Origin of the sequence: Streptomyces rhizosphaerihabitans (assembly GCF_025399795.1) — a bacterium.
GTDB classification, from domain to species: Bacteria; Actinomycetota; Actinomycetes; order Streptomycetales; family Streptomycetaceae; genus Streptomyces; species Streptomyces rhizosphaerihabitans.
Map to the genome: position 1 here is coordinate 90,823 of NZ_JAODTZ010000001.1, position 19,678 is coordinate 110,500.

Here is a 19,678-nt window from a genome sequence, read left to right on the forward strand (position 1 = left end):
GCGGCACCGCCCGGGTGGCAACGAGTACGGCCACCGTCGCCGAGTTCCAAGGGAAACAATGCACCAACTCCGAGTCAGCGTGATCGTCCCCGCCTACAACGCCATGCCCGAGCTCACCGACTGCATCACTTCGGCGATGGAGCAGACCATCGGCCCGGACCGGCTCGAGATCATCGCTGTGAACGACGGATCGACCGACGGCACCGGCAAAGAGCTCGACCGGCTCGCCGCTCTGCACCCCTCACTGCGCGTCATCCACCAGGAGAACTCGGGCACCGCGGCCATCCCGCGCAACGTCGCCCTCGACGTCGCCCGCGGTGACTACGTCTTCTTCCTCGACTCCGACGACTACCTGGGCCCCGACGCGCTGCGCCGCATGGTGGCCATGGCCGACGAGAACAACACCGACATCGTGCTGGGCAAAATGGTCTCGGTGGGCGGCCGGGCCGTGCCCACCGCGGTCTTCAAGAACTCCCAGCCGCGTACGGACATATTCTCCTCGGCCGCATACTCGACCCTCGGCTGCTGGAAGCTCTTCCGCCGTTCGCTGCTGGAACGGCTGAACCTGCGCTTCCCGCCGTTCCGCAACACCGAGGACAAGCCGTTCACCGCCGCCGCGTACCTCAACGCGAATGGTGTATCCGTTGTCGCGGACTACGACTGCTATTACCACCGCGACCGCGCGAACGGAAACAACCTCACCCTCACCGCGCAGAACCTGAGCCACCGAATACAGGGCACCCGGCTGTGCTTCGAGACGGTGGCCCGCTATCTGGAGCCGGGGCCGCGGCGCGACCAGATCATGCGTCGGCATGTCGAATGGGAACTGTGCGGCCCGCTGTGGTGGCTGCTGCTCCGGGAGAGCGACGAGGAGATCCGCGAGCGCATCTACCCGGAGATCCGCGACTGGGTGGAGAACTGGGTCACCGACCCGATCATCGAGAAGCTCGAGCCGCGCGACCGGCTGCTGCTGCACCTGCTGCGGGCCGACCGGTTCGAGGAAGTGATGACGGTCATCCGCAACGCCAAGGAGGACGCCGAGCGCGGTCACGTCATCGACGGGGGCCGGGTCTACTGGGAACATCCGCTCTTCCGCGACACGGCGGCGGGGGTGCCGGACAGCGCGTTCGACGTCACCGGCCGACTGCCGGTGCGCCACCGGATCGAGTCGGCGGACAGGCAGGAGGACGGCGTGCTGCGACTGACCGGCCACGCCTACATCGAGAACGTCGCCTCCTTGGACGCGGCCACCGAGCTGGTGCTGCGCTGCCACGACGCGAACCACCCGGAGGTCCGCATCCCCGCGCAGGTGCACGCCGTCGCCGGGCTCCCGGACGACGAGCGCTACGCGAACGCGGGCTTCGTCGCGGACATCGCCCTGTCCACGGCGGCGGCCGGCGCCCCGCTGGGCCGGGGCCGGTGGAACCTCTTCCTCGACGTACGGGCACAGGGGGTCGGTCGTACGGTCCGGCTGAAGAGACCCGAGACCGAGCGGACACCTCAGCAGTGGATCATGACGACGGCCTCGGGCAATCCCACCACCATCACCCCGTACATGACGAAATGGGGCAACTTCTCTCTTGATGTCGGCCAAGAGGTGCCGCGCGACGACACCCCCTGCCAGGTGACCGAGACGTCGTGGCACAGGTCGCGAAAGGGCACGCTGGTGGTGGCCGGCACGCTGGCCGGTGAGGATGCGCAGGACATCGGGGCGCTGCGTTTACGCGTGGAGAACGCCACGGGCGACCGCCGCGAGGTCCCGGCGTCGCTCGACCGGGCCGCCGGGAGGTTCACGGCGGAGCTCCCGGTCAAGGGCCTGCGCCCGGGCCGCTGGACGGTGACCCTGCCCGGCCCCTCCCCCTTCCCTGTCGCCGCCGTCCCCCACCTCACGGGCCTGGGCCGCACCCGCTGGTTCCACATCGCCCGCCCCTACGCCGCCCGTCCGGTGAAAGAGGCGTCGGAGACAACGCTGGTGATGGAGATCCACGCGGTGGACGTGCCGAGGGTTGTACTGCGGAAGCTGCGGGGGGTTGCGCGGAGGGGGCGGGGCTAGCGCCGGTGCCGGAAAAGCCTGCCGGAAGCTCGCGGCGTCCGATGCCGGGGGCACCTCCGACGCCTTTCAGGCCGTGGGGGCGCATCGCAAGGCGGAGCATCATGCGTGTACTGGACGTACTCGGGTGATGCGACAACGCGGCGTGGGGGTCCCCCTGCTCGAAGAGCTTGGGGGAGTGCCGTTCCGGGCGTCGCGAGCCGGTGAACCTTTCCGGTCGCAGCCCTGGCGAGCGCGCCCGTCGGCCGGCCGACGGCGGGCCATCGCCGGCATCACCGTTTCCGGTGTGCCCGGGCGTCGGGTCAAGACGTCCGGTCGGCCTCCAGACCCTTCCCTCTTCCCCGCCCCACCTGGGTGCGCACCGCGCCCATGCTCGCCGCGACGACCAGGGTGATGGCGAGGGACTGGACAAGGGAGAGCGTCTGGTCGAGGACGAGGAATCCGGCGGTGGCGGCCACGGCCGGTTCCAGGCTCATGAGGATGGCGAAGGTGGAGGCCGGGAGGCGGCGCAGGGCGACGAGTTCGAGGGTGTAGGGCAGCACCGAGGAGAGCACGGCCACCGCCGCGCCCAGGGCGACCGTCGTCGGAACGAGGAGCTTCGAGCCCGACTCGACGATCCCGAGCGGCAGGAACGCCACCGCCGCGACCGCCATGGCCAGGGCGAGCCCGTCGGCCTGGGGGAAGCGTCTGCCCGTACGCGCACTGAAGATGATGTACGCCGCCCACATGGCCCCCGCGCCCAGGGCAAAGGCGACACCCGCGGGGTCGAGGCTGCTGAAGCCTCCGCCGCCGAGCAGGAAGACCCCGCCGAGGGCAAGGGCCGCCCAGACCGCGTTGAGGGCGCGGCGGGAGGCGAGGACGGAGAGGGCGAGCGGGCCGAGCACTTCGAGCGTGACGGCCGGGCCGAGCGGGATGCGGGCGACCGACTGGTAGAAGAGGCCGTTCATCGCGGCCATGGCGAGGCCGAAGGCGACCACCGTGTTCCAGTCGGCGCGCGAGTGCCCGCGCACCTTGGGCCGACAGACCACCAGCAGCACGATCGCGGCCACCAGCAGGCGCAGCGTCACCACGCCGAGGGCGCCCGCTCTGGGCATCAGGCTCACCGCGAGAGCCCCGCCGAACTGCACCGAGACGCCTCCGGCGAGAACCAGGCCCACGGACCCGAGGGCGCCGCGCCGACCGGGGCCGCCCGCGGTGGGCACGCCGGCCGCGGGCACGGGTGCCAGGGCGGGAGCAGCCGGGGCCGGAGAGGACGGGGCGACGCTGGGGGAGTTCACGGGGCCTACCAGAGGATCGACTCGAATTCGTCCATCGTACTGCACTCGTCAGTCCAGAGTAATGGACTTGTCCAGGTGCGTAAAGCCCTTACGGTGCTGTCCATGGAGGTGGGTATCCGTCGGGGAGTGCGCGGCCGGAACGAGCGCCGGGGCGCCGGGGAGGCGGTCGAGGAGTGGCACCCCCTGCGGCTCCGGCCGGCGGCTGAAACCGGCCCGGCCCCTCCGCACGTGCACGGGGAGCTGCGGGCCGGCGGCGGGTCAGCGGTCAGCGGTCAGCGACGGCTCATGTACAGGTCGAGTGCCTTGTGCAGCAGGCGGTTGATGGGGAAGTCCCACTCTCCGAGGTACTCCGCGGCCTCGCCGCCCGCGCCCGCCTTGAAGCGGAGCAGGCCGACGAGGTGGTCGGTCTCGTCGAGGGTGTCGGTGATACCGCGGAAGTCGTAGACGGCGGCGCCCAGTGCGTGGGCGTCGGTCATCATGCGCCACTGGATGGCGTTGTTGGGCTGGACCTCGCGCTTGCGGCTGGTGGAGGCGCCGTAGGAGTACCAGACGTGGGTGCCGACGGTCAGCATGGTGGCCGCCGCGAGGACGTCGCCCTCGTGGTGGGCGAGATAGAGCCGCATGCGGTCGGGGTCCTCGGCCGTCAGCGAGGTCCACATCCGCTGGAAGTAGGGCAGCGGGCGCGGGATGAAACGGTCGCGCTCCGCCGTCTCCGCGTACAGCTCGTAGAAGGCGGGCAGGTCGTCGTAGCCGCCCCGGACCACCTGGACTCCTGCTTTGTCGGCCTTCTTGATGTTGCGCCGCCACTGCTGGTTGAGGCCCTTGTGAATCTCCTCCAGGGACCGTCCGGCGAAGGGGACCTGGAAGACGTAGCGGGGCTGACCCGCCGCGAAGCCGTCCTCGCCGCCCGGCTCGGTCCGCTGCCAGCCCATGCCCCGCAGCCGCTCCGCGATCTCGGCGGCACCCGGCTCCCGCGAGGTCGGCGTCACGTCGCCCAGCCGCCGCGCCGCCGGATCGGCGATGGCCGTCTTGACCGCGTCCGCGCTCCAGCGGCGCGCGACCACGGGCGGGCCCATCTTCACGGTGAACGCGCCGCGCGACTTGAGATGCGCCAGCATCGGCCGGAGCCAGCGTTCGGCGAGGTCCGGGTCGTGCCAGTCGATGACGGGGCCCTCGGGCAGATACGCGAGGTACCGCTTGACCTTCGGCAGGGGGCGCAGCAGCACGAGCGCGGCCCCGTGGAGCCGGCCGTCCCCGTCGAACCAGCCGAGGCTCTCCGCACGCCAGTCCGGCTTCACGTCGCCCCACGACGGCACCTGCATATGGCTGGCCGAGGGCCGCGAGCGGACGAACGCCAGGTGTTCGTCGCGGGTGATCGCCTGCAGGCGGAGGGCCATGCGCGTTGCTCCTCGAAGTCCTCGTACCGGTGGAATCGCCAGCGTACTTACCCGGGTCCCGCGGACCTGCCGCCCTGCGGGCCGTTCTCCAGCGCCTCGGCCAGTACCTCCGCCAGGTGGCGGCCCCGCCGGTCGGTCAGCTGGGCCAGCTGGGTGCGGCAGGAGAAGCCGTCGGCGAGGATCACCGCGGTGTCGTCGGCCGCCCGTACCGCCGGGAGAAGCTGTTCCTCCGCGCAGGCCCTCGACACCTCCTCGTGGCCCTTCTCGAAGCCGAAGTTGCCCGCGAGGCCGCAGCAGCCGCCGACGAGGGCGCCGGTCAGGCCCGCCGCGTCGCGCAGCCTGCGTTCGGCGGCGTCACCGAGGACCGCGTGCTGGTGGCAGTGCGTCTGGCCGACGGCCGGGCGGTCGAGGCGAGGTGGCGTCCAGGTCGGCGCGTGCCGTTCCAGGGCCTCGGCGAAGGTCATCACCGCCGCCGCCAGCCGCGCCGCGCGCGGGTCGTCGTGCAGCAGCTCGGGGAGGTCCGTGCGCAGCGCGGCGGCGCAGCTCGGTTCCAGGACGACGACCGGGATGTCGTCCATGGCGAGGTAGGGCTCCATGAGGTCGAGGGTGCGGCGGAGCACGGTGCGGGCTCGGTCGAGCTGGCCGGTCGAGACGTACGTCAGCCCGCAGCAGACGCGGTGGCGGCGGCGCGGCAGCAGTGTGGTGAGGCGGAGCGGTCCCCGGGTGACGCCGTCGCCGATGGGCCCGTGCCGCATCACCGTCCTCGGTGGCAGCAGTACGGCCAGTCCCGCGGCCTCCAGGACCCTCACGGCCGCGCGTCCGACGGAGGGTTCCAGGTGTTCGGTGAAGGTGTCCGGCCAGAGGAGGACCGTCTTCCCGCCGAAGCCCGGGAACAGTGGGCCCGCGAGCCGCCTCTCCCCGTTCCCCTCGCTCCCTCCCCGGCCCGGACCGCCCCGAACGTCCTCCTCGCTCCGGCGCCGCTCGCGCACGTACGCCCGCACCCGGTCCCGGAACCGGGTCGACCACCACCGGCTGAACGTCTCCGGTGCCAGCCGCGGGATCTCCCGTTCGGGCGCGATACCGGCCAGGCGCTTGGCGAGGGCGGCCAGCGGACGCATGGACGCGAGGGAGTTGACGAGCCGTGCCGAGCGGGTGCGGGTCACCGCGGCGAGCCAGAAGGGGAGCCGGCCCAGGGCGTAGTGCGCGGCGGGGCGGCGGCGGCCTGCGTAGTGGTGGTGGAGGAACTCCGCCTTGTACGTGGCCATGTCGACGCCGACCGGGCAGTCGGACCTGCATCCCTTGCACGACAGACACAGGTCCAGCGCGTCGCGGACCTCCGTCGAGCGCCATCCGTCGGTGACGATCTCGCCGGCGAGCATCTCGTGCAGCAGCCGGGCGCGCCCGCGCGTGGAGTGCTCCTCCTCGCCGGTCGCCCGGAAGGAGGGGCACATGACGTCGGCGCCGCCCGGCCCCGACGCCGTACGGCACTTGGCGACGCCCACGCAGCGGCGCACCGCCGCCGAGAAGTCGCCGCCGTCCGCCGGGTAGCCGAACTCCACGTCCACCGGGCGGTGCGGCAGGACCGCGAACCGCAGGTTCTCGTCCAGCCGGTGCGGGCGGACGAGCATGCCGGGGTTGAGCAGGCCGTCCGGGTCCCAGAGGTCCTTCGCCTTCTCGAAGAGGCCGACCATCTCGGCGCCGTACATCGCCGGCAGCAGTTCCGCGCGCGCCTGCCCGTCCCCGTGCTCCCCGGACAGCGAGCCGCCGTGGGAGACGACGAGGTGGGCGGCCTCCTCCGAGAAGCGCCGGAATCGGGCGACGCCCGCCGCGGAGATCAGGTCGAAGTCGATGCGGACGTGGATGCAGCCGTCGCCGAAGTGCCCGTACGGCGTTCCGTGCAGGCCGTGGGCCGCGAGCAGGGCCCGGAAGTCCCGCAGGTAGGCGCCGAGCCGGGCGGGCGGCACCGCGCAGTCCTCCCAGCCGGGCCAGGCCTCACCGCCGAGCCCTCGGCCCCCACCGGGCAGCAGGGAGTCGCCCCCGGCGTACGGCATACGGGTCGCGGTGCCGCTCGCGTCCTCCCGCAGCCGCCACAGCGCCCGCTGCCCCGCCGGGTCGGTGACCACCAGGGCGCCTCGTACGTCCGCCGCCCGCACGATCGTGTCGGCGTGCGCGCGTGCCTCCGCCGGCGATCCGCCGCCCGTCTCCACGAACAGCCAGGCTCCGCCGCGCGGCAGCCCCGCGTCGGCGGGTACGAGATCGGCGGCCATCCCCTCCACGGTCAGCGGCCCCAGTGGCAGCAGACCGGCGGCGGCGTCCGCCGCGGCGCTCTCGTCGGGGTAGGCGAGGACGGCCAGCGCCCGCGCGCGGGGGGCCTCGACCAGTCGCAGGACCGCCTCGGTGAGGAGGCCCCAGGTGCCCTCGGAGCCGCAGAAGGCGCGGGCCACGTCCGCGCCCCGCTCGGGCAGCAGCGCGTCGAGGGCGTACCCGGAGATCCGCCGTGGGAGGTCCGGGAAGCCGGTCCTGAGCAGTGCCAACTGACCCTCGACCAGGGCTCGCAGGCCGTCCGGGGCACCCTTCCAGTCCCGGCCGAGGCGGCGGGTGTCCCCGCCCGCGCCGACGACCGACAGCTCCCGCACGCTGTCCGCCGTGGTGCCCCAGGCGACCGAGTGGGAGCCGCAGGAGTTGTTGCCGATCATTCCGCCGAGGGTGCAGCGGCTGTGGGTGGAGGGGTCGGGGCCGAAGCGCAGTCCGTGCGGGGCGGCGGCTTCCTGGAGGCGGTCGAGGACGGCACCCGGCTGGACGACGGCGGTACGGGCGTCCGGGTCGAGCGCGACGATCCGGTTCATGTGGCGGGTGAAGTCCAGGACGACGCCGGTGCCGGTGGCCTGTCCGGCGATCGAGGTGCCGCCGCCGCGCGCCACGACGGGCACCGCGTGGGCGCGGCACACGGCGAGGGCCGCGGCCACGTCGTCGGCGTCGCGCGGGGCCACGACACCGAGCGGTACGCGCCGGTAGTTGGAGGCGTCCATGGTGGTCAGCGCCCGCGCCGTCGCGTCGAAGGAGACCTCTCCGCGCACGGCTTTCGCCAACTCGGACCGCAGTTCCTCGGCGCGCCCTCTCGCCGCCCTCCCGGGAAGCCCCTCCGGCACGTCCCCGGGTGGTCCGCCGAACCGTCCGCCCGGCCGTCCGCCGGTTCGTCCCCGGGCTCGCCCCTCGGCTCGGACCTCGGCTCGCCCCTCGGACTGCTCTTCGGACTGCTCTTCGGACTGTTCTTCGGATCGTCCCCCGGGCCGCTTTTCAGCGCGTCTCTCCGGCCGTCCTCCCGGCCGTCCTCCCGGCTGTCCCTCCGGCCGTCCCTCCGGCCGTCCTCCCGGCCGTCCCTCCGGCTGTTCCTCCGGCCGTCCACCCAGATCCGTCATGTCTCCAGGATGCCGCCGGGCACCGGCTCCGGCCGCCCGACCGCGCACCCGAAAGGCCCCGATATGCCGAGGCGATCATGAAACCGCTTCCCGAAGCCTCCCAATCGGATCACGAACTCTCATATAGTGACCGCGAGTTGAGCATCAGGTGTCGCTTCTCGCCCAGGACCGACCGAGGACACGACCGAGGACACGTTCTCCCCCCAAGAACACGACCGAGGACCGATTGATGACCCCGCCCCTGCCCTCCGGCGATCGACCCACCCTGCGCGCCACGGCGCAAGCCGCGCTGGCCGCCGCCGTCCCGGCCGCGGTCGCGGTGGTGGCCGCCGTCCTGCTGGCACCCGAACCGGCCCGCGTACCCCTCGCCTGGGGCACCGGCGCCGCCGCGGTGCTGCTGTGCGCGGCCGTCACGGTGGCCACCCGCGCCGTACAGACCAAGCGACTGATACTCCGTCGCCTCGACAACGTGACCAAGGACGTCGGCCGGCTCCTGCAGGAACGCGCCCGGCTGGCCGAGGAGTTCAGCCAGGAACGCGCCCGGCTGGCCGACGAGGCCGCCCGCGACCGCGCCCGCGCGACCGAGGCCGCGACCCAGGAGCGGATCCGCCTGACCGAGACCGCCGCACGCGAACGAGCCCGCCTCACCGAAGAGTTCACCGAGGAGCGGGAGCTGCTCATCGGCGACCGCGCCCGGCTCACCGAGCGCAACGCCGAACTCTCCGAGCTCGCCCGGAAGGCCGACAGCAACCGGACCGCCGCGGTCTCGGCGACCGCCAACGCGGCCGCACGCATGCAGGCGCTGTCCACCGGCATGCTCGCCGACCTGCGGGCCATGGAGGAGAGACACTCCGACGAGGACGTCCTCGCCGACCTCCTCCACCTCGACCACCGCACCGCGCAGGCGGGCCGCCTCGCCGACTCCGTCGCCGTCCTGACGAGTGCGCGCTCGGGACGCCGCTGGGCCCGCCCGATCGTCATGGAGTCGATCCTGCGCGGCGCCATGGGCCGCATCGGCGGCTACCAGCGCGTGCGCGTCCACTCCACCAGCGGGGCCGCCGTCGCCGGACACGCCGCCGAGGGCGTCATGCACGCGCTCGCCGAACTCCTCGACAACGCCGCCAACTTCTCGCCGCCCACCGCCGAAGTGCATGTGTACGTCGAGGAGGTCCCGGCGGGTGTCATCGTCTCCGTCGAGGACAGCGGACTGGTGATGGGCGACGTCCAGCTGCGGCGCGCCGAACGCGCCGTCTCCGGGGGCATCGTGAACGCGTCCGATCTCGGCGGACTCACCGGCACCCGCCTCGGCCTCGCGGTGGTCGGCCGGCTGGCCGGCAAGTACGGCCTGAAGGTCTCCTTCCGGCCCTCCGCCCGCGGCGGCACCGGCGTTCTCGTCCTGATCCCGCAGGACCTCCTGACGCCGGCGAACGCCCCGCACGGCACAACCCCGCTGTCGGCCGGGCCCGAGCCCGTCGTGTCCGCCCCGGCGGCCGTCGAGGGCCGCACCTCCGCGTCACGGTCCCGGGCCGACCAGGAGCCGCCGGAGCCCCAGAGGCCACACGGCTCGCAGGGCTCGCAGGAGTCCCGGTCGCCCCAGGAATCCTCCGCGTCCCCCGTGTCGTACGCCGCCGCCCGCTCGGCCGACGACCTCGACCCGGACCCCGTCCCGACCCATGACTCGCCCCGGCACGAGCAGGGTCCCGCGTCCACCGGCGGCCTTCCCAAGCGCCGTCGCGGACGCACCCTCGCCCACGCCGAGCGCAGCCGCTCGCACGCCTCGCCCCCGGCCACCCCTGAACCCCGTACCGGCGACGACCCCAAGTCCCGGTCGGCCGCCCGCTTCGGCACCTTCCGCCAGGCGGTACGCGGCACGGCGCCGGGCGCACCCGAACCCGTGGCGGTCGAGGATCCCCCACCGGCCGAAGGCCGTGCGCGGCCCGAGGACCTCGCACGACGCGAGGACCGCGTACAGGCCGAGGACCGCCCGCGTCCCGAAGACCGTGTACGAGCCGAGGACCGTGTCCCGGACGCGCATCCCGTACGGGCCGCGGACGACGCCCGCGACGAAGCCGCCGTACAGGGCGCCGCGCCCGCCGCTTCCACCACCTCCACCACCCCCACCGCGCACGCGCTCCCGGAAGGCGACACCACCCCATGACCGGCACCATCACCGCCGACGAGAAGCTCACCTGGCTCATCGAGGGCCTCCTTGAGCGCACCCCGGGCGCCCGGCACGCGCTCGTGCTCTCCCGCGACGGCCTGAAGCTGTGCCGCACTCCGGAGCTGTCGGTCGACCAGGCCGACCAGCTCGCCGCCATCGCCGCCGGCATCCAGTCGCTGTCCCACGGGGCGTCCGTGGAGTTCGGCGACGGCAGCGGGGGTGTGCGCTCGGCGATGGCCGAGTTCTACGGAGGGGTGCTCTTCATCGTGGAGGCCGGCGACGGCGCGCATCTCGCCGTCGTCACCGCCGAGGACGCCGACGCCGGACTGGTCGGGCACAACATGAGCGAACTCGTGGAACAACTCGGCGAGCACCTGACCTCGCCGCCCCGGTCGTCATGAGCCGTCCTGGCAGGGACGACGCGCCCGACCGGCTGTACACCCTCACCCAGGGGCGCACCCGGTCCGGGCCCGACACCCCCTTCGACCTGGTGACGCTGGTGGTCGCCGAGTGCGATCCGGTGGCGGGCATGCAGTCCGAGCACGCCGCGATCCTGCGGATGTGCGAGCGGCCGACGGCGGTCGTGGAGATAGCGGCGGAGCTGAAGCTGCCGGTGTCGATCACCCGCATCCTGCTCTCCGACCTGCTCTCCACGGGCCGCGTCAGCGCCCGTCACCCGCACACCACTGTTCCTTCCGGTCTTCCCGATCCCGACATCCTGGAGCAGGTGCTCGTTGGACTCCGTAACCTCTGACGCTCGTGCGCCCCTGTCCGCGTCGGCCGACAACGGCCTCAAGATCGTGATCGTGGGTGGCTTCGGTGTCGGCAAGACGACCCTGGTCCGCTCGGTCAGCGAGATACGTCCCCTCAACACCGAGGAGACGATGACGCAGGCCGGCGAGGCCGTCGACGACACCAGCGAGGTGCGCGGCAAGTCCGCGACCACCGTCGCCTTCGACTTCGGGCGCATCACGCTGGACACGCACAACATCCTGTACCTCTTCGGCGCACCCGGGCAGGAGCGGTTCTGGTTCCTGTGGGACCGGCTGTTCTCCGGAACGCTCGGGGCGATCGTCCTGGTCGACACCCGTCGTATCGACGAGTCCTGGTACGCCATCGACCGGCTGGAGCACCACGGCACGCCGTTCATCGTGGCCTGCAACGACTTCGGCGGGCCCCCGCACACCCCCGCGCAGATCCGCGAGGCCCTCGACCTCGACCCGCACGTGCCGCTGCTCGACTGCGACGCCCGCTCCCGGGAGTCCAGCAAGCGGGTGCTGATCACGCTGGTGGAGCACCTCCAGTCCCGCTACGCCCTCCACGGCGCCGCAGCCGCGGAAGGCGCCCTTCAATCACCGGAGTTGGCGCTGTGACCCCCACCACCGCATCCGCGCCCGTCCCCCTCGGCGGGCCGCGGTTCCAGACCGAACCCGCCGAGCTGTACCGGGAGATGCGGCGCGACCACGGTTCCGTCGTGCCGGTCGTCCTCGACGGCGACATCCCGGCCTGGCTGGTGCTGGGCTACCGCGAACTGCACCAAGTGACGGGCGATCCCCAGCTGTTCAGCCGGGACTCGGACCTGTGGAGCCAGTGGGACCGCATCCCCGACGACTGGCCGCTGCTGCCGATGATCGGCCGCAAGCAGCCCTCCATCCTGTACACCGTCGGCGAGCGCCACCGTGAGCGGGCCGCGATGATCAGCGACGCCCTCGAAGCCGTCGACCCCTTCGAACTGCGCTCCCAGGCCGAGAAGTTCGCCGACGAACTGATCGACGCGGTCTGCCCCAAGGGCGAGACGGACCTCATCGGCGACTACGCGGCCCTGCTGCCCGTACGGGTCCTCGCGACGCTCTACGGCTTCGCCGACGAGCAGGGTCCGGGCCTGGTGACCGCCCTGAACGACATGATCAACGGGCGCGAGGGCGCACTGGCCGGGCAGCAGCATCTCGCCGGCTCCATGGCCAAGTTGATCGCCGACCGCAAGGAGAGCCCGGCCAACGACGTGGTCTCCCGGATGCTCGCGAACACCGCAGGCTTCACCGAAGAGGAGATCGTCCAGGACCTGATGGTCATGATGGCCGCCGGCCACCAGCCGACCGCGGACTGGATCGGCAACTCGTTGCGCCTGATGCTCACCGACGAGCGGTTCGCGGCCTCGCTGTTCGGCGGCCGGCACAGTGTCGCCGAGGCCATGAACGAGGTGCTGTGGGAGGACACCCCCACCCAGAACGTGGCCGGGCGCTGGGCCTCCCGCGACACCCAGCTCGGCGGCCGCCGGGTCCGCTCCGGCGACCTGCTGCTGCTCGGCCTCCAGGGCGCCAACTCCGACCCCCAGGTCCGCACCGACAGTTCCGCGCTCACCGGGGGCAACAACGCCCACTTCTCCTTCGGTCACGGGGAGCACCGCTGCCCGTTCCCGGCGCAGGAGGTCGCGGAGGTCATCGCGCGCACCGGGATCGAGGTCGTGCTGGACCGGCTCCCGGACATCGACCTGACCGTGCCGGCCGAGTCGCTGGCCCGGCGCCCCTCCCCGTGGCTGCGGGGCCTGAGCGAACTGCCCGTACGGTTCACGCCCGTACCCGTCCTCTGAGACGCCGTCGCGCCCGGCCGACGCGCTGTCCGGCCGGGGCCCGGGGCTGTCCCCTGCCCCCGGGAAGCCGCAGTACTCCCACCCCAGCCCTTGGAGGCATCCCCGCATGACCACCGGTACCGAAGAGACCCGCATAGTCCTGGACCCCTTCGTCACCGACCTCGACGGCGAGAGCGCCGCGCTGCGCGCAGCGGGGCCGCTCGCCGCCGTCGAACTGCCCGGCGGTGTGCCGGTGTGGGCGGTCACCCACCACGCCGAGGCGCGCGCCCTGCTCACGGACCCCCGTCTGGTGAAGGACATCAACGTCTGGGGCGCCTGGCAGCGCGGCGAGATCGCCGCCGACTGGCCGCTGATCGGACTCGCCAACCCCGGCCGCTCCATGCTCACCGTGGACGGCGCGGACCACCGGCGGATGCGCACCCTGGTGGCGCAGGCGCTGACACCGCGCCGGGTGGAGCAGATGCGGGAGCGGATCTCGAAGCTGACGGAGAGTCTGCTCGACGACCTCACCGGGGATGTCGTCGACCTGAAGGCCGACTTCGCCTACCCCCTGCCCATGTACGTCATCGCCGACCTCATGGGCATCGAGGAGTCCCGCCTGCCGCGTCTGAAGGAGCTGTTCGAGAAGTTCTTCTCGACGCAGACCCCGCCCGCGGAGGTCATCGCGACCCTCACCGAACTGGCCGGGATCATGGCGGAGACGGTGGAGGCGAAGCGGGCCGAGCCGGGCGACGACCTGACCAGCGCACTGCTCCTGGCCTCCGAGGACGGCGACCACCTCACCGACGCGGAGATCGTCTCCACCCTCCAGCTGATGGTCGCGGCGGGCCACGAGACGACGATCTCCCTGATCGTGAACGCGGTCGTCAACCTCTCCGCCCACCCCGACCAGCGCGCCCTCGTCCTGTCCGGCGAGGCCGACTGGTCCGCGGTCGTCGAGGAGACCCTGCGCCACTCCACCCCGACCTCCCACGTCCTCATCCGCTTCGCCACGGAGGACGTCCCGGTCGGCGACAAGGTGATCCCGGCGGGCGACGCGCTGATCGTGTCGTACGGCGCGATCGGCCGCGACGAGAACGCCCACGGCCCCACGGCGGGCGAGTTCGACGTCAGCCGCACCAGCCGGAACCGGCACATCTCCTTCGGCCACGGACCCCACGTCTGCCCCGGCGCGGCCCTGTCCCGCCTGGAAGCGGCCGTCGCCCTGCCGGCCCTGTACGAGCGCTTCCCGTCCCTGGACCTGGCCGTCCCGGTGTCGGAGCTCCGCAACAAGCCGGTGGTGACGCAGAACGACCTGTTCGAGCTGCCGGTCCGGCTGACCGCCGAATGAGGTGAACCGCTCGCCGGCCACCCGTGAGCCACCCGTGCGGCTGATCGCCGAGCGAGGCGAGCTGACGGAGCGGCAGCTCGCCGGAGGGGCCCGTCACGGCCCCTCCGGCGACGGCGGCCGCCGGCCCGCGTCAACTCGCCCGTCTCAGCCGACGGACGACGTTTCGCCGAGGTTTCCCCGAACGGCTAGGCTCCCCGCGTGGCCGATATCCAGATCCCCGCTGACATCAAGCCCGCCGACGGACGATTCGGCGCTGGCCCCTCCAAGGTGCGGACGGAGGCACTGGACGCGCTGGCCGCGACCGGTAGCTCTCTGCTCGGCACATCCCACCGCCAGGCCCCGGTCAAGAACCTGGTCGGCAAGGTGCGCGAGGGCGTGCGCGAGCTGTTCTCCCTGCCCGACGGGTACGAGGTCGTCCTCGGCAACGGCGGCTCCACCGCGTTCTGGGACGTCGCGACGCACGGCCTGATCGAGAACAAGTCGCAGCACCTCACGTTCGGCGAGTTCTCCTCCAAGTTCGCGAAGGCGGCGAAGCTCGCCCCGTGGCTGGCCGAGCCCACCGTGGTCGCCTCCGACCCGGGCACGCACCCCGAGCCGGTCGCCGAAGCGGGCGTCGACGTCTACGCCTTCACCCACAACGAGACCTCGACCGGTGTCGCCGCCCCGATCAAGCGGGTGCAGGGCGCCGACGAGGGCTCCCTCGTCCTGGTGGACGCCACCTCCGGCGCCGGCGGCCTGCCCGTCGACATCGCCGAGACCGACGTCTACTACTTCGCCCCGCAGAAGTCCTTCGCCTCCGACGGCGGCCTGTGGATCGGTGTGTTCTCCCCGGCCGCGATCGAGCGCGCCGAGCGGATCCACGCCTCCGGCCGGCACATCCCGGAGTTCTTCTCGCTGCCCACGGCGATCGACAACTCCCGCAAGAACCAGACGTACAACACTCCGGCCCTCGCCACGATCTTCCTGCTCAACGAGCAGCTGGAGTGGATCAACGGCCAGGGCGGCCTCGCCTGGTCGGCGGGCCGGACGAAGGACTCCTCGACCCGCCTGTACCGCTGGGCCGAGGACAGCAAGTACGCCACCCCGTTCGTGACGGACGCGGCCAAGCGCTCGCAGGTCATCGGCACGATCGACTTCGCCGACGAGATCGACGCCGCCGCCGTCGCCAAGGTCCTGCGCGCCAACGGCATCGTCGACACCGAGCCCTACCGCAAGCTCGGCCGCAACCAGCTGCGCGTCGCCATGTTCCCGGCGATCGACCCGGCGGACGTCGAGGCGCTGACGCACTGCATCGACTACGTGATCGAGAAGCTCTGACCGTTCTGTTCCTACGACTGAGGGGTGTCCGGCACGCGAGCGTGCCGGACACCCCTCAGTCGTAGGTGCGTGCGCCCCTCAACTCGTAGGTGTGCCCCTCAGCCGTAAGGGGGCTCCCCTCAGCCGGAGTTGGGCCCCGGCTTTCACAGTGGTGCGGGTCAGTCGCGGCGCAGCAGCCGCTTGAAGCCGAAGACCACGGCGAAGAGGGCCGCGACCGCGACGGCGCCGATCTTCAGCCCACCGCTCATTCCGCCGCCGCTTCCGTCCCCGGCCGCGGAACCGCCGCCCTTGGAGGGCGACTTGGAGTCGGAACCGCCGGTACCGGGCGCGTCCTCCGGCTGCACGGGGCTGTCCGCGCCCTCGCTGCCGTACATGAGCTTCGATCCGTCGGGGGTGTACGTGATGGACTCGCCCTGGCTCTGGAGAGGCACGTCCAGGCGGCCCGTCTTCTTGATCCGGCCGTCGTTCCAGGAGTAGGCGATGCCGCCGAAATAGCCGCGTACGGCGAGCTGCCGGCCGTCGGGGGAGAAGGCGCCGTCGGTGACCCAGAGGTCGATGGTCGCGACGGGCTCGAAGATGTTGGTGCCGGTGGCGGAGAGCCGGGCGGGGCCTGCGTAGAGGTGGCCGCCGTCCTCGTCCTTGTCGGCGATGTAGACGCGCCCCGTCTTGGGGTGGACCATCAGCGCCTCCGCGTTGCGGGGGCCGTCGGAGTACTTCACGACGTACTGCGTGGCACGGATCGTCTGGTCCTTGAGCACCTTGGGCTCGGGGAGCTTGTAGATCCACACGTGGTCCCACTTGCCGCCGAGGTTGTCGCCGATGTCGCCGGCGTAGAGGTCGCCGTCGGGGCCGATGGAGATCGCCTCGACGTCCCGGGGCGCGCCGACCCCGCTCATCGTGATCGTGGCGAGGGTCCGGCCGGTCCTGCTGTCGACGGCGTACAGATAGGGCCCGTCGTCGCTGTCGTTGTGGGTCCAGTAGACGCCCGGATGGATGCGCGAGGCGGCGAGGCCGCTCGACTCCTTGATCCGGGGATCCTTGATGGTGAATCCCCCGTCCCCGCCGTCGGCGAGAGCGGGCGTCGCCAGGGCGACGGCGAGGGCGGCTCCGGCAAGGGCTCCGGCGGCGGCTCCGGACACGAACAAGGGCGATCGGCGCATGACCCCAAGCCTGCCATCCCACCGGCCCGTCGACGTCGGCCCCACCCACCCGAACGCGCGCCGCCGGTCCCCATGCCCGGGACCGCCAGGCCCGAACCCCCGCCGCCGGGTCCCACGCCCGGGACCACCAGGCCCGCCGACCACCACATCCGCCCGGACCCGCACCCCCGGCTCGCCCCGCCCGCCCGCCGGACCCGCCCCTCCCCGCGCTTCGGACCCACCCGGTCCCCCATGTGCCCCACCGGCCCCGCGAAGGCGTGTCCAGCCTCACACCGTCACGGCTCATGGCACCCGGACCGATCGTCCATGATGATCGGATGCTCAGGTTCATGCCCGTCGGCGACTCCATGACGATCGGTAGCGCGGGCGAACACACATGGCGTTACCGGATGTGGCAGCACCTGCGCGCGACGTACCGGGGCCCGTTCAAGATCGTCGGCCCGCGCGAGACGCTCTACGACAAGGCGACGGAGTGCCCCGACTCGTACGAGTACGCGGACCCGGAGTTCCCCCGCGCCCACCTGGCCGGCTGGGGCGAGGGCTGGCTGCACATGGCCCCGCTGATCCGTGAGGCGGTCCGCGCGCAGCGCGCCGACGTCCTGCTGGTCTCCCTCGGCCTCATCGACCTCGGCTTCTACACGAACGCCGTCCAGACCGCCGACAACGCCCGCGCCTTCGTCGAGGAGGCCCGCGCCGCGAACCCGCGCGTCCGCATGGTCCTGCTCCCGGTGATACCGAACGTCCGCGCCGAGACCGACGCCCCCTTCGCCGTCCAGGTCACCGCCTTCAACGAGCTGCTCGCCAAGGCGGTCGCCGACCTCGACGAGCCGCGCTCCCCGCTGCTGCTCGCGTCCCCGCCGCCCTCGTACGACGTCACCTTCGACACGTACGACGGCACCCACCCGAACGCGAGCGGCGAGCACAAGATCGCGGAGGGTTTCGCGGAGGCGATGTACCAGGCCTGGGACCTGGGCGAGCCGTACACGGCCCAACAGGCCTGACGGAAAAGGGCGTTGCCCGGTCACCGCGCGGGTGCGCCCGCGCCCGGGCATCGTTGCGGGAGTGCGTCCGGCCTCCGTGCCGTCACCCGGCCTGCTCTTGCCTAGAGCGCACTCCACGACGTTGGCTGGTGAGTCATGGAGTACACACAGCTCGGACGTACGGGGCTCAAGGTCAGTCGGCTCGTCCTCGGCACCATGAACTTCGGACCGCAGACCGACGAGGCCGACAGCCACGCCATCATGGACGCGGCGCTGGACGCGGGAATCAACTATTTCGACACGGCGAACGTGTACGGCTGGGGCGAGAACAAGGGCCGTACCGAATCGATCATCGGGAACTGGTTCGCGAAGGGCGGCGACCGGCGTGAACGGACGGTCCTCGCCACCAAGGTGTACGGAAACATGGGCGCCGAGGGCGCTCCGTGGCCCAACCAGGACAAGCTCTCCGCCCTCAACATCCGGCGGGCGGTCGACGCGAGCCTGAAGCGCCTGCAGACCGACCACATCGACATCTACCAGTTCCACCACGTCGACCGTTCGACGCCGTTCGACGAGATCTGGCAGGCGATCGACGTCCTGGTGCGGCAGGGGAAGATCCTCTACGTGGGGTCCAGCAACTTCCCCGGCTACAAGATCGCCCAGGCCAACGAGATCGCCGCCCGCCGCGGCGGCACCATCGGCCTGGTCAGCGAGCAGTGCCTCTACAACCTCGCCGAGCGCCGCGCCGAGATGGAGGTCATCCCGGCCGCCCAGGAGTACGGGCTCGGCGTCATCCCCTGGTCGCCGCTGCACGGCGGACTGCTGGGCGGTGTGATCAAGAAGGAGGTCGAGGGCGGCCGACGGGCGAGCGGCCGGTCCGCCGACGCCCTCGCCAACACGGCCGTACGGGCCCAGATCCAGTCGTACGAGGATCTGCTGGAGAAGCACGGTCTGGAGCCCGGAGAGGCCGCGCTGGCCTGGCTGCTGACCCGTCCCGGTGTCACCGGCCCCATCGTGGGACCGCGCACCGCGGAGCAACTCGAGTCGGCGCTGCGCGCCGTGGAGCTGGAGCTGTCGGAGGAGGTCCTGGAGGCTCTCGACGAGATCTTCCCGGGACCGGGGCCGTCCCCCGAGGCGTTCGCCTGGTAGACGGGCCACGCGCCCGGCGGTGGCGGTGGCAGTCGCTGTCCGACCGCCGACGGCATCCGGCGGTGGCCGTCGCCGTTCGGCCGCCACCAGGCATCCGGCGGTGGCGGTCGTTATCTGACCGCCGCCGCCATGGCCACGACGAAGAACATCAGCACGAGCACACTGGCCATGATCCGGTTACGGGTCTTCGGGTTCACGTCGTCGAGGTTAACCGGCCGCCCGGCCGGTCCCGTCGCCCGCCCCCAGCGGCCGGCTCACCACCGTTTCGTATCGGGGCTGCTCACCGGGCACTCCCGACGTCGGCAGGTTGCTGCGGACGAGACACAGCTCACCCACCGTCCAGGGCTTCCCGGCGAAGGTGTCCAGGGCGGCGACGTACGGCTTGAAGTCGGCGGAGTCGCGGCTGCGGGCCACCGTCAGATGAGGCCGGTAACGGCGGTGCTCCTCCATCTCGACGCCCGCCTTGCGGCCCGCGGCCTCCGCCCGGTCGGCCAGCAGTCGCATGGTCTCGACGTCTCCCGCCGCCCCCACCCACAGAGCACGCCCGCCGAAGTGCCCGCCACCGCGCAGGGACAGCGGGAACGGGTCGGTGCGCCGGGCGGCCCGCAGCAGCCGCTCCGCGAGGTCCGGGACGGTGTCCTCGGCCACCTCTCCGTAGAACGCGAGGGTGAAGTGCCAGCCGGGGCGGCCCGTCCAGCGCAACGAGTCCGCACCCGGCATCCGCTGCAACGTGTCCATTTCCGGGGCGAGTTCACGCACCACATCGGCAGGGGGCAGTACCGCCGCGAAGAGTCTCATGGGGCCAGCCTTCCAGGGAACGGCGATCAGCACACGGGAGCGGGCGAGGC

The 19,678-nt window shown here is 72.2% G+C and carries 15 protein-coding genes; 10 read left to right on the forward strand and 5 right to left on the reverse strand.

Features of this window, described 5'->3' with window-relative positions; genetic code table 11:
- Positions 1–58: 58 nt before the first annotated feature.
- Positions 59–2,053 (forward strand): glycosyltransferase family 2 protein, encoded by a 1,995-nt coding sequence (locus N4G66_RS00395; RefSeq protein WP_261701829.1) that lies wholly within the window; start codon positions 59–61, stop codon positions 2,051–2,053.
- Between the two features lie 299 nt (positions 2,054–2,352).
- Here N4G66_RS00395 and N4G66_RS00400 read toward each other — a convergent pair whose 3' ends face one another.
- The 3 genes from N4G66_RS00400 to N4G66_RS00410 form a co-directional block, all read right to left on the reverse strand.
- Positions 2,353–3,327: an EamA family transporter gene (locus N4G66_RS00400; RefSeq protein WP_261701830.1), complete on the reverse strand. Its 975-nt coding sequence runs from the start codon at positions 3,325–3,327 to the stop codon at positions 2,353–2,355.
- 272 nt (positions 3,328–3,599) lie between these two features.
- Positions 3,600–4,724, reverse strand: a complete 1,125-nt coding sequence (locus N4G66_RS00405; protein WP_261701831.1) for a lipid II:glycine glycyltransferase FemX — start codon at positions 4,722–4,724, stop codon at positions 3,600–3,602.
- Between the two features lie 47 nt (positions 4,725–4,771).
- Positions 4,772–7,753: an FAD-binding and (Fe-S)-binding domain-containing protein gene (locus tag N4G66_RS00410; RefSeq protein ID WP_315903599.1), complete on the reverse strand. Its 2,982-nt coding sequence runs from the start codon at positions 7,751–7,753 to the stop codon at positions 4,772–4,774.
- A 619-nt stretch (positions 7,754–8,372) separates the two neighbouring features.
- On the opposite strand from N4G66_RS00410, the gene N4G66_RS00415 reads away from it, so the two are divergent.
- The 7 genes from N4G66_RS00415 (at position 8,373) to serC (ending at position 15,541) form a co-directional block, all read left to right on the forward strand.
- Positions 8,373–10,301, forward strand: a complete 1,929-nt coding sequence (locus N4G66_RS00415) for an ATP-binding protein (protein ID WP_261701832.1) — start codon at positions 8,373–8,375, stop codon at positions 10,299–10,301.
- Positions 10,298–10,705, forward strand: coding sequence for a roadblock/LC7 domain-containing protein (locus N4G66_RS00420; RefSeq protein WP_261701833.1), 408 nt, complete (start codon positions 10,298–10,300; stop codon positions 10,703–10,705). Before N4G66_RS00415 ends, N4G66_RS00420 begins: the two co-directional genes overlap by 4 nt.
- The gene (locus tag N4G66_RS00425; protein ID WP_261701834.1) at positions 10,702–11,058 is read left to right on the forward strand and encodes a DUF742 domain-containing protein; all 357 of its coding nucleotides are present in this window, start codon (positions 10,702–10,704) and stop codon (positions 11,056–11,058) included. Before N4G66_RS00420 ends, N4G66_RS00425 begins: the two co-directional genes overlap by 4 nt.
- Positions 11,039–11,677, forward strand: a complete 639-nt coding sequence (locus N4G66_RS00430; RefSeq protein WP_391858727.1) for a GTP-binding protein — start codon at positions 11,039–11,041, stop codon at positions 11,675–11,677. Before N4G66_RS00425 ends, N4G66_RS00430 begins: the two co-directional genes overlap by 20 nt.
- Positions 11,674–12,894: a cytochrome P450 gene (locus tag N4G66_RS00435; protein WP_261701835.1), complete on the forward strand. Its 1,221-nt coding sequence runs from the start codon at positions 11,674–11,676 to the stop codon at positions 12,892–12,894. Before N4G66_RS00430 ends, N4G66_RS00435 begins: the two co-directional genes overlap by 4 nt.
- 106 nt (positions 12,895–13,000) lie before the next feature.
- Positions 13,001–14,224 (forward strand): cytochrome P450 family protein, encoded by a 1,224-nt coding sequence (locus tag N4G66_RS00440; protein WP_261701836.1) that lies wholly within the window; start codon positions 13,001–13,003, stop codon positions 14,222–14,224.
- Between the two features lie 198 nt (positions 14,225–14,422).
- On the forward strand, positions 14,423–15,541 hold the full coding sequence (serC, locus tag N4G66_RS00445; RefSeq protein ID WP_261701837.1) for a phosphoserine transaminase: 1,119 nt from the start codon (positions 14,423–14,425) through the stop codon (positions 15,539–15,541).
- Positions 15,542–15,699: 158 nt separating this feature from the next.
- Here serC and N4G66_RS00450 read toward each other — a convergent pair whose 3' ends face one another.
- Positions 15,700–16,701, reverse strand: a complete 1,002-nt coding sequence (locus tag N4G66_RS00450; RefSeq protein ID WP_261701838.1) for a WD40 repeat domain-containing protein — start codon at positions 16,699–16,701, stop codon at positions 15,700–15,702.
- Between the two features lie 317 nt (positions 16,702–17,018).
- On the opposite strand from N4G66_RS00450, the gene N4G66_RS00455 reads away from it, so the two are divergent.
- Positions 17,019–17,702, forward strand: coding sequence for an SGNH/GDSL hydrolase family protein (locus N4G66_RS00455; protein ID WP_261701839.1), 684 nt, complete (start codon positions 17,019–17,021; stop codon positions 17,700–17,702).
- Between the two features lie 135 nt (positions 17,703–17,837).
- Positions 17,838–18,830 (forward strand): aldo/keto reductase, encoded by a 993-nt coding sequence (locus tag N4G66_RS00460; protein ID WP_261701840.1) that lies wholly within the window; start codon positions 17,838–17,840, stop codon positions 18,828–18,830.
- A gap of 207 nt (positions 18,831–19,037) precedes the next feature.
- On the opposite strand, the gene thpR is transcribed toward N4G66_RS00460, so the two are convergent.
- Positions 19,038–19,628 carry an RNA 2',3'-cyclic phosphodiesterase gene (gene thpR, locus N4G66_RS00465; RefSeq protein ID WP_261701841.1) on the reverse strand — a complete coding sequence of 197 codons (591 nt, stop codon included), beginning with the start codon at positions 19,626–19,628 and terminating at the stop codon, positions 19,038–19,040.
- Between the last annotated feature and the right edge of the window lie 50 nt (positions 19,629–19,678).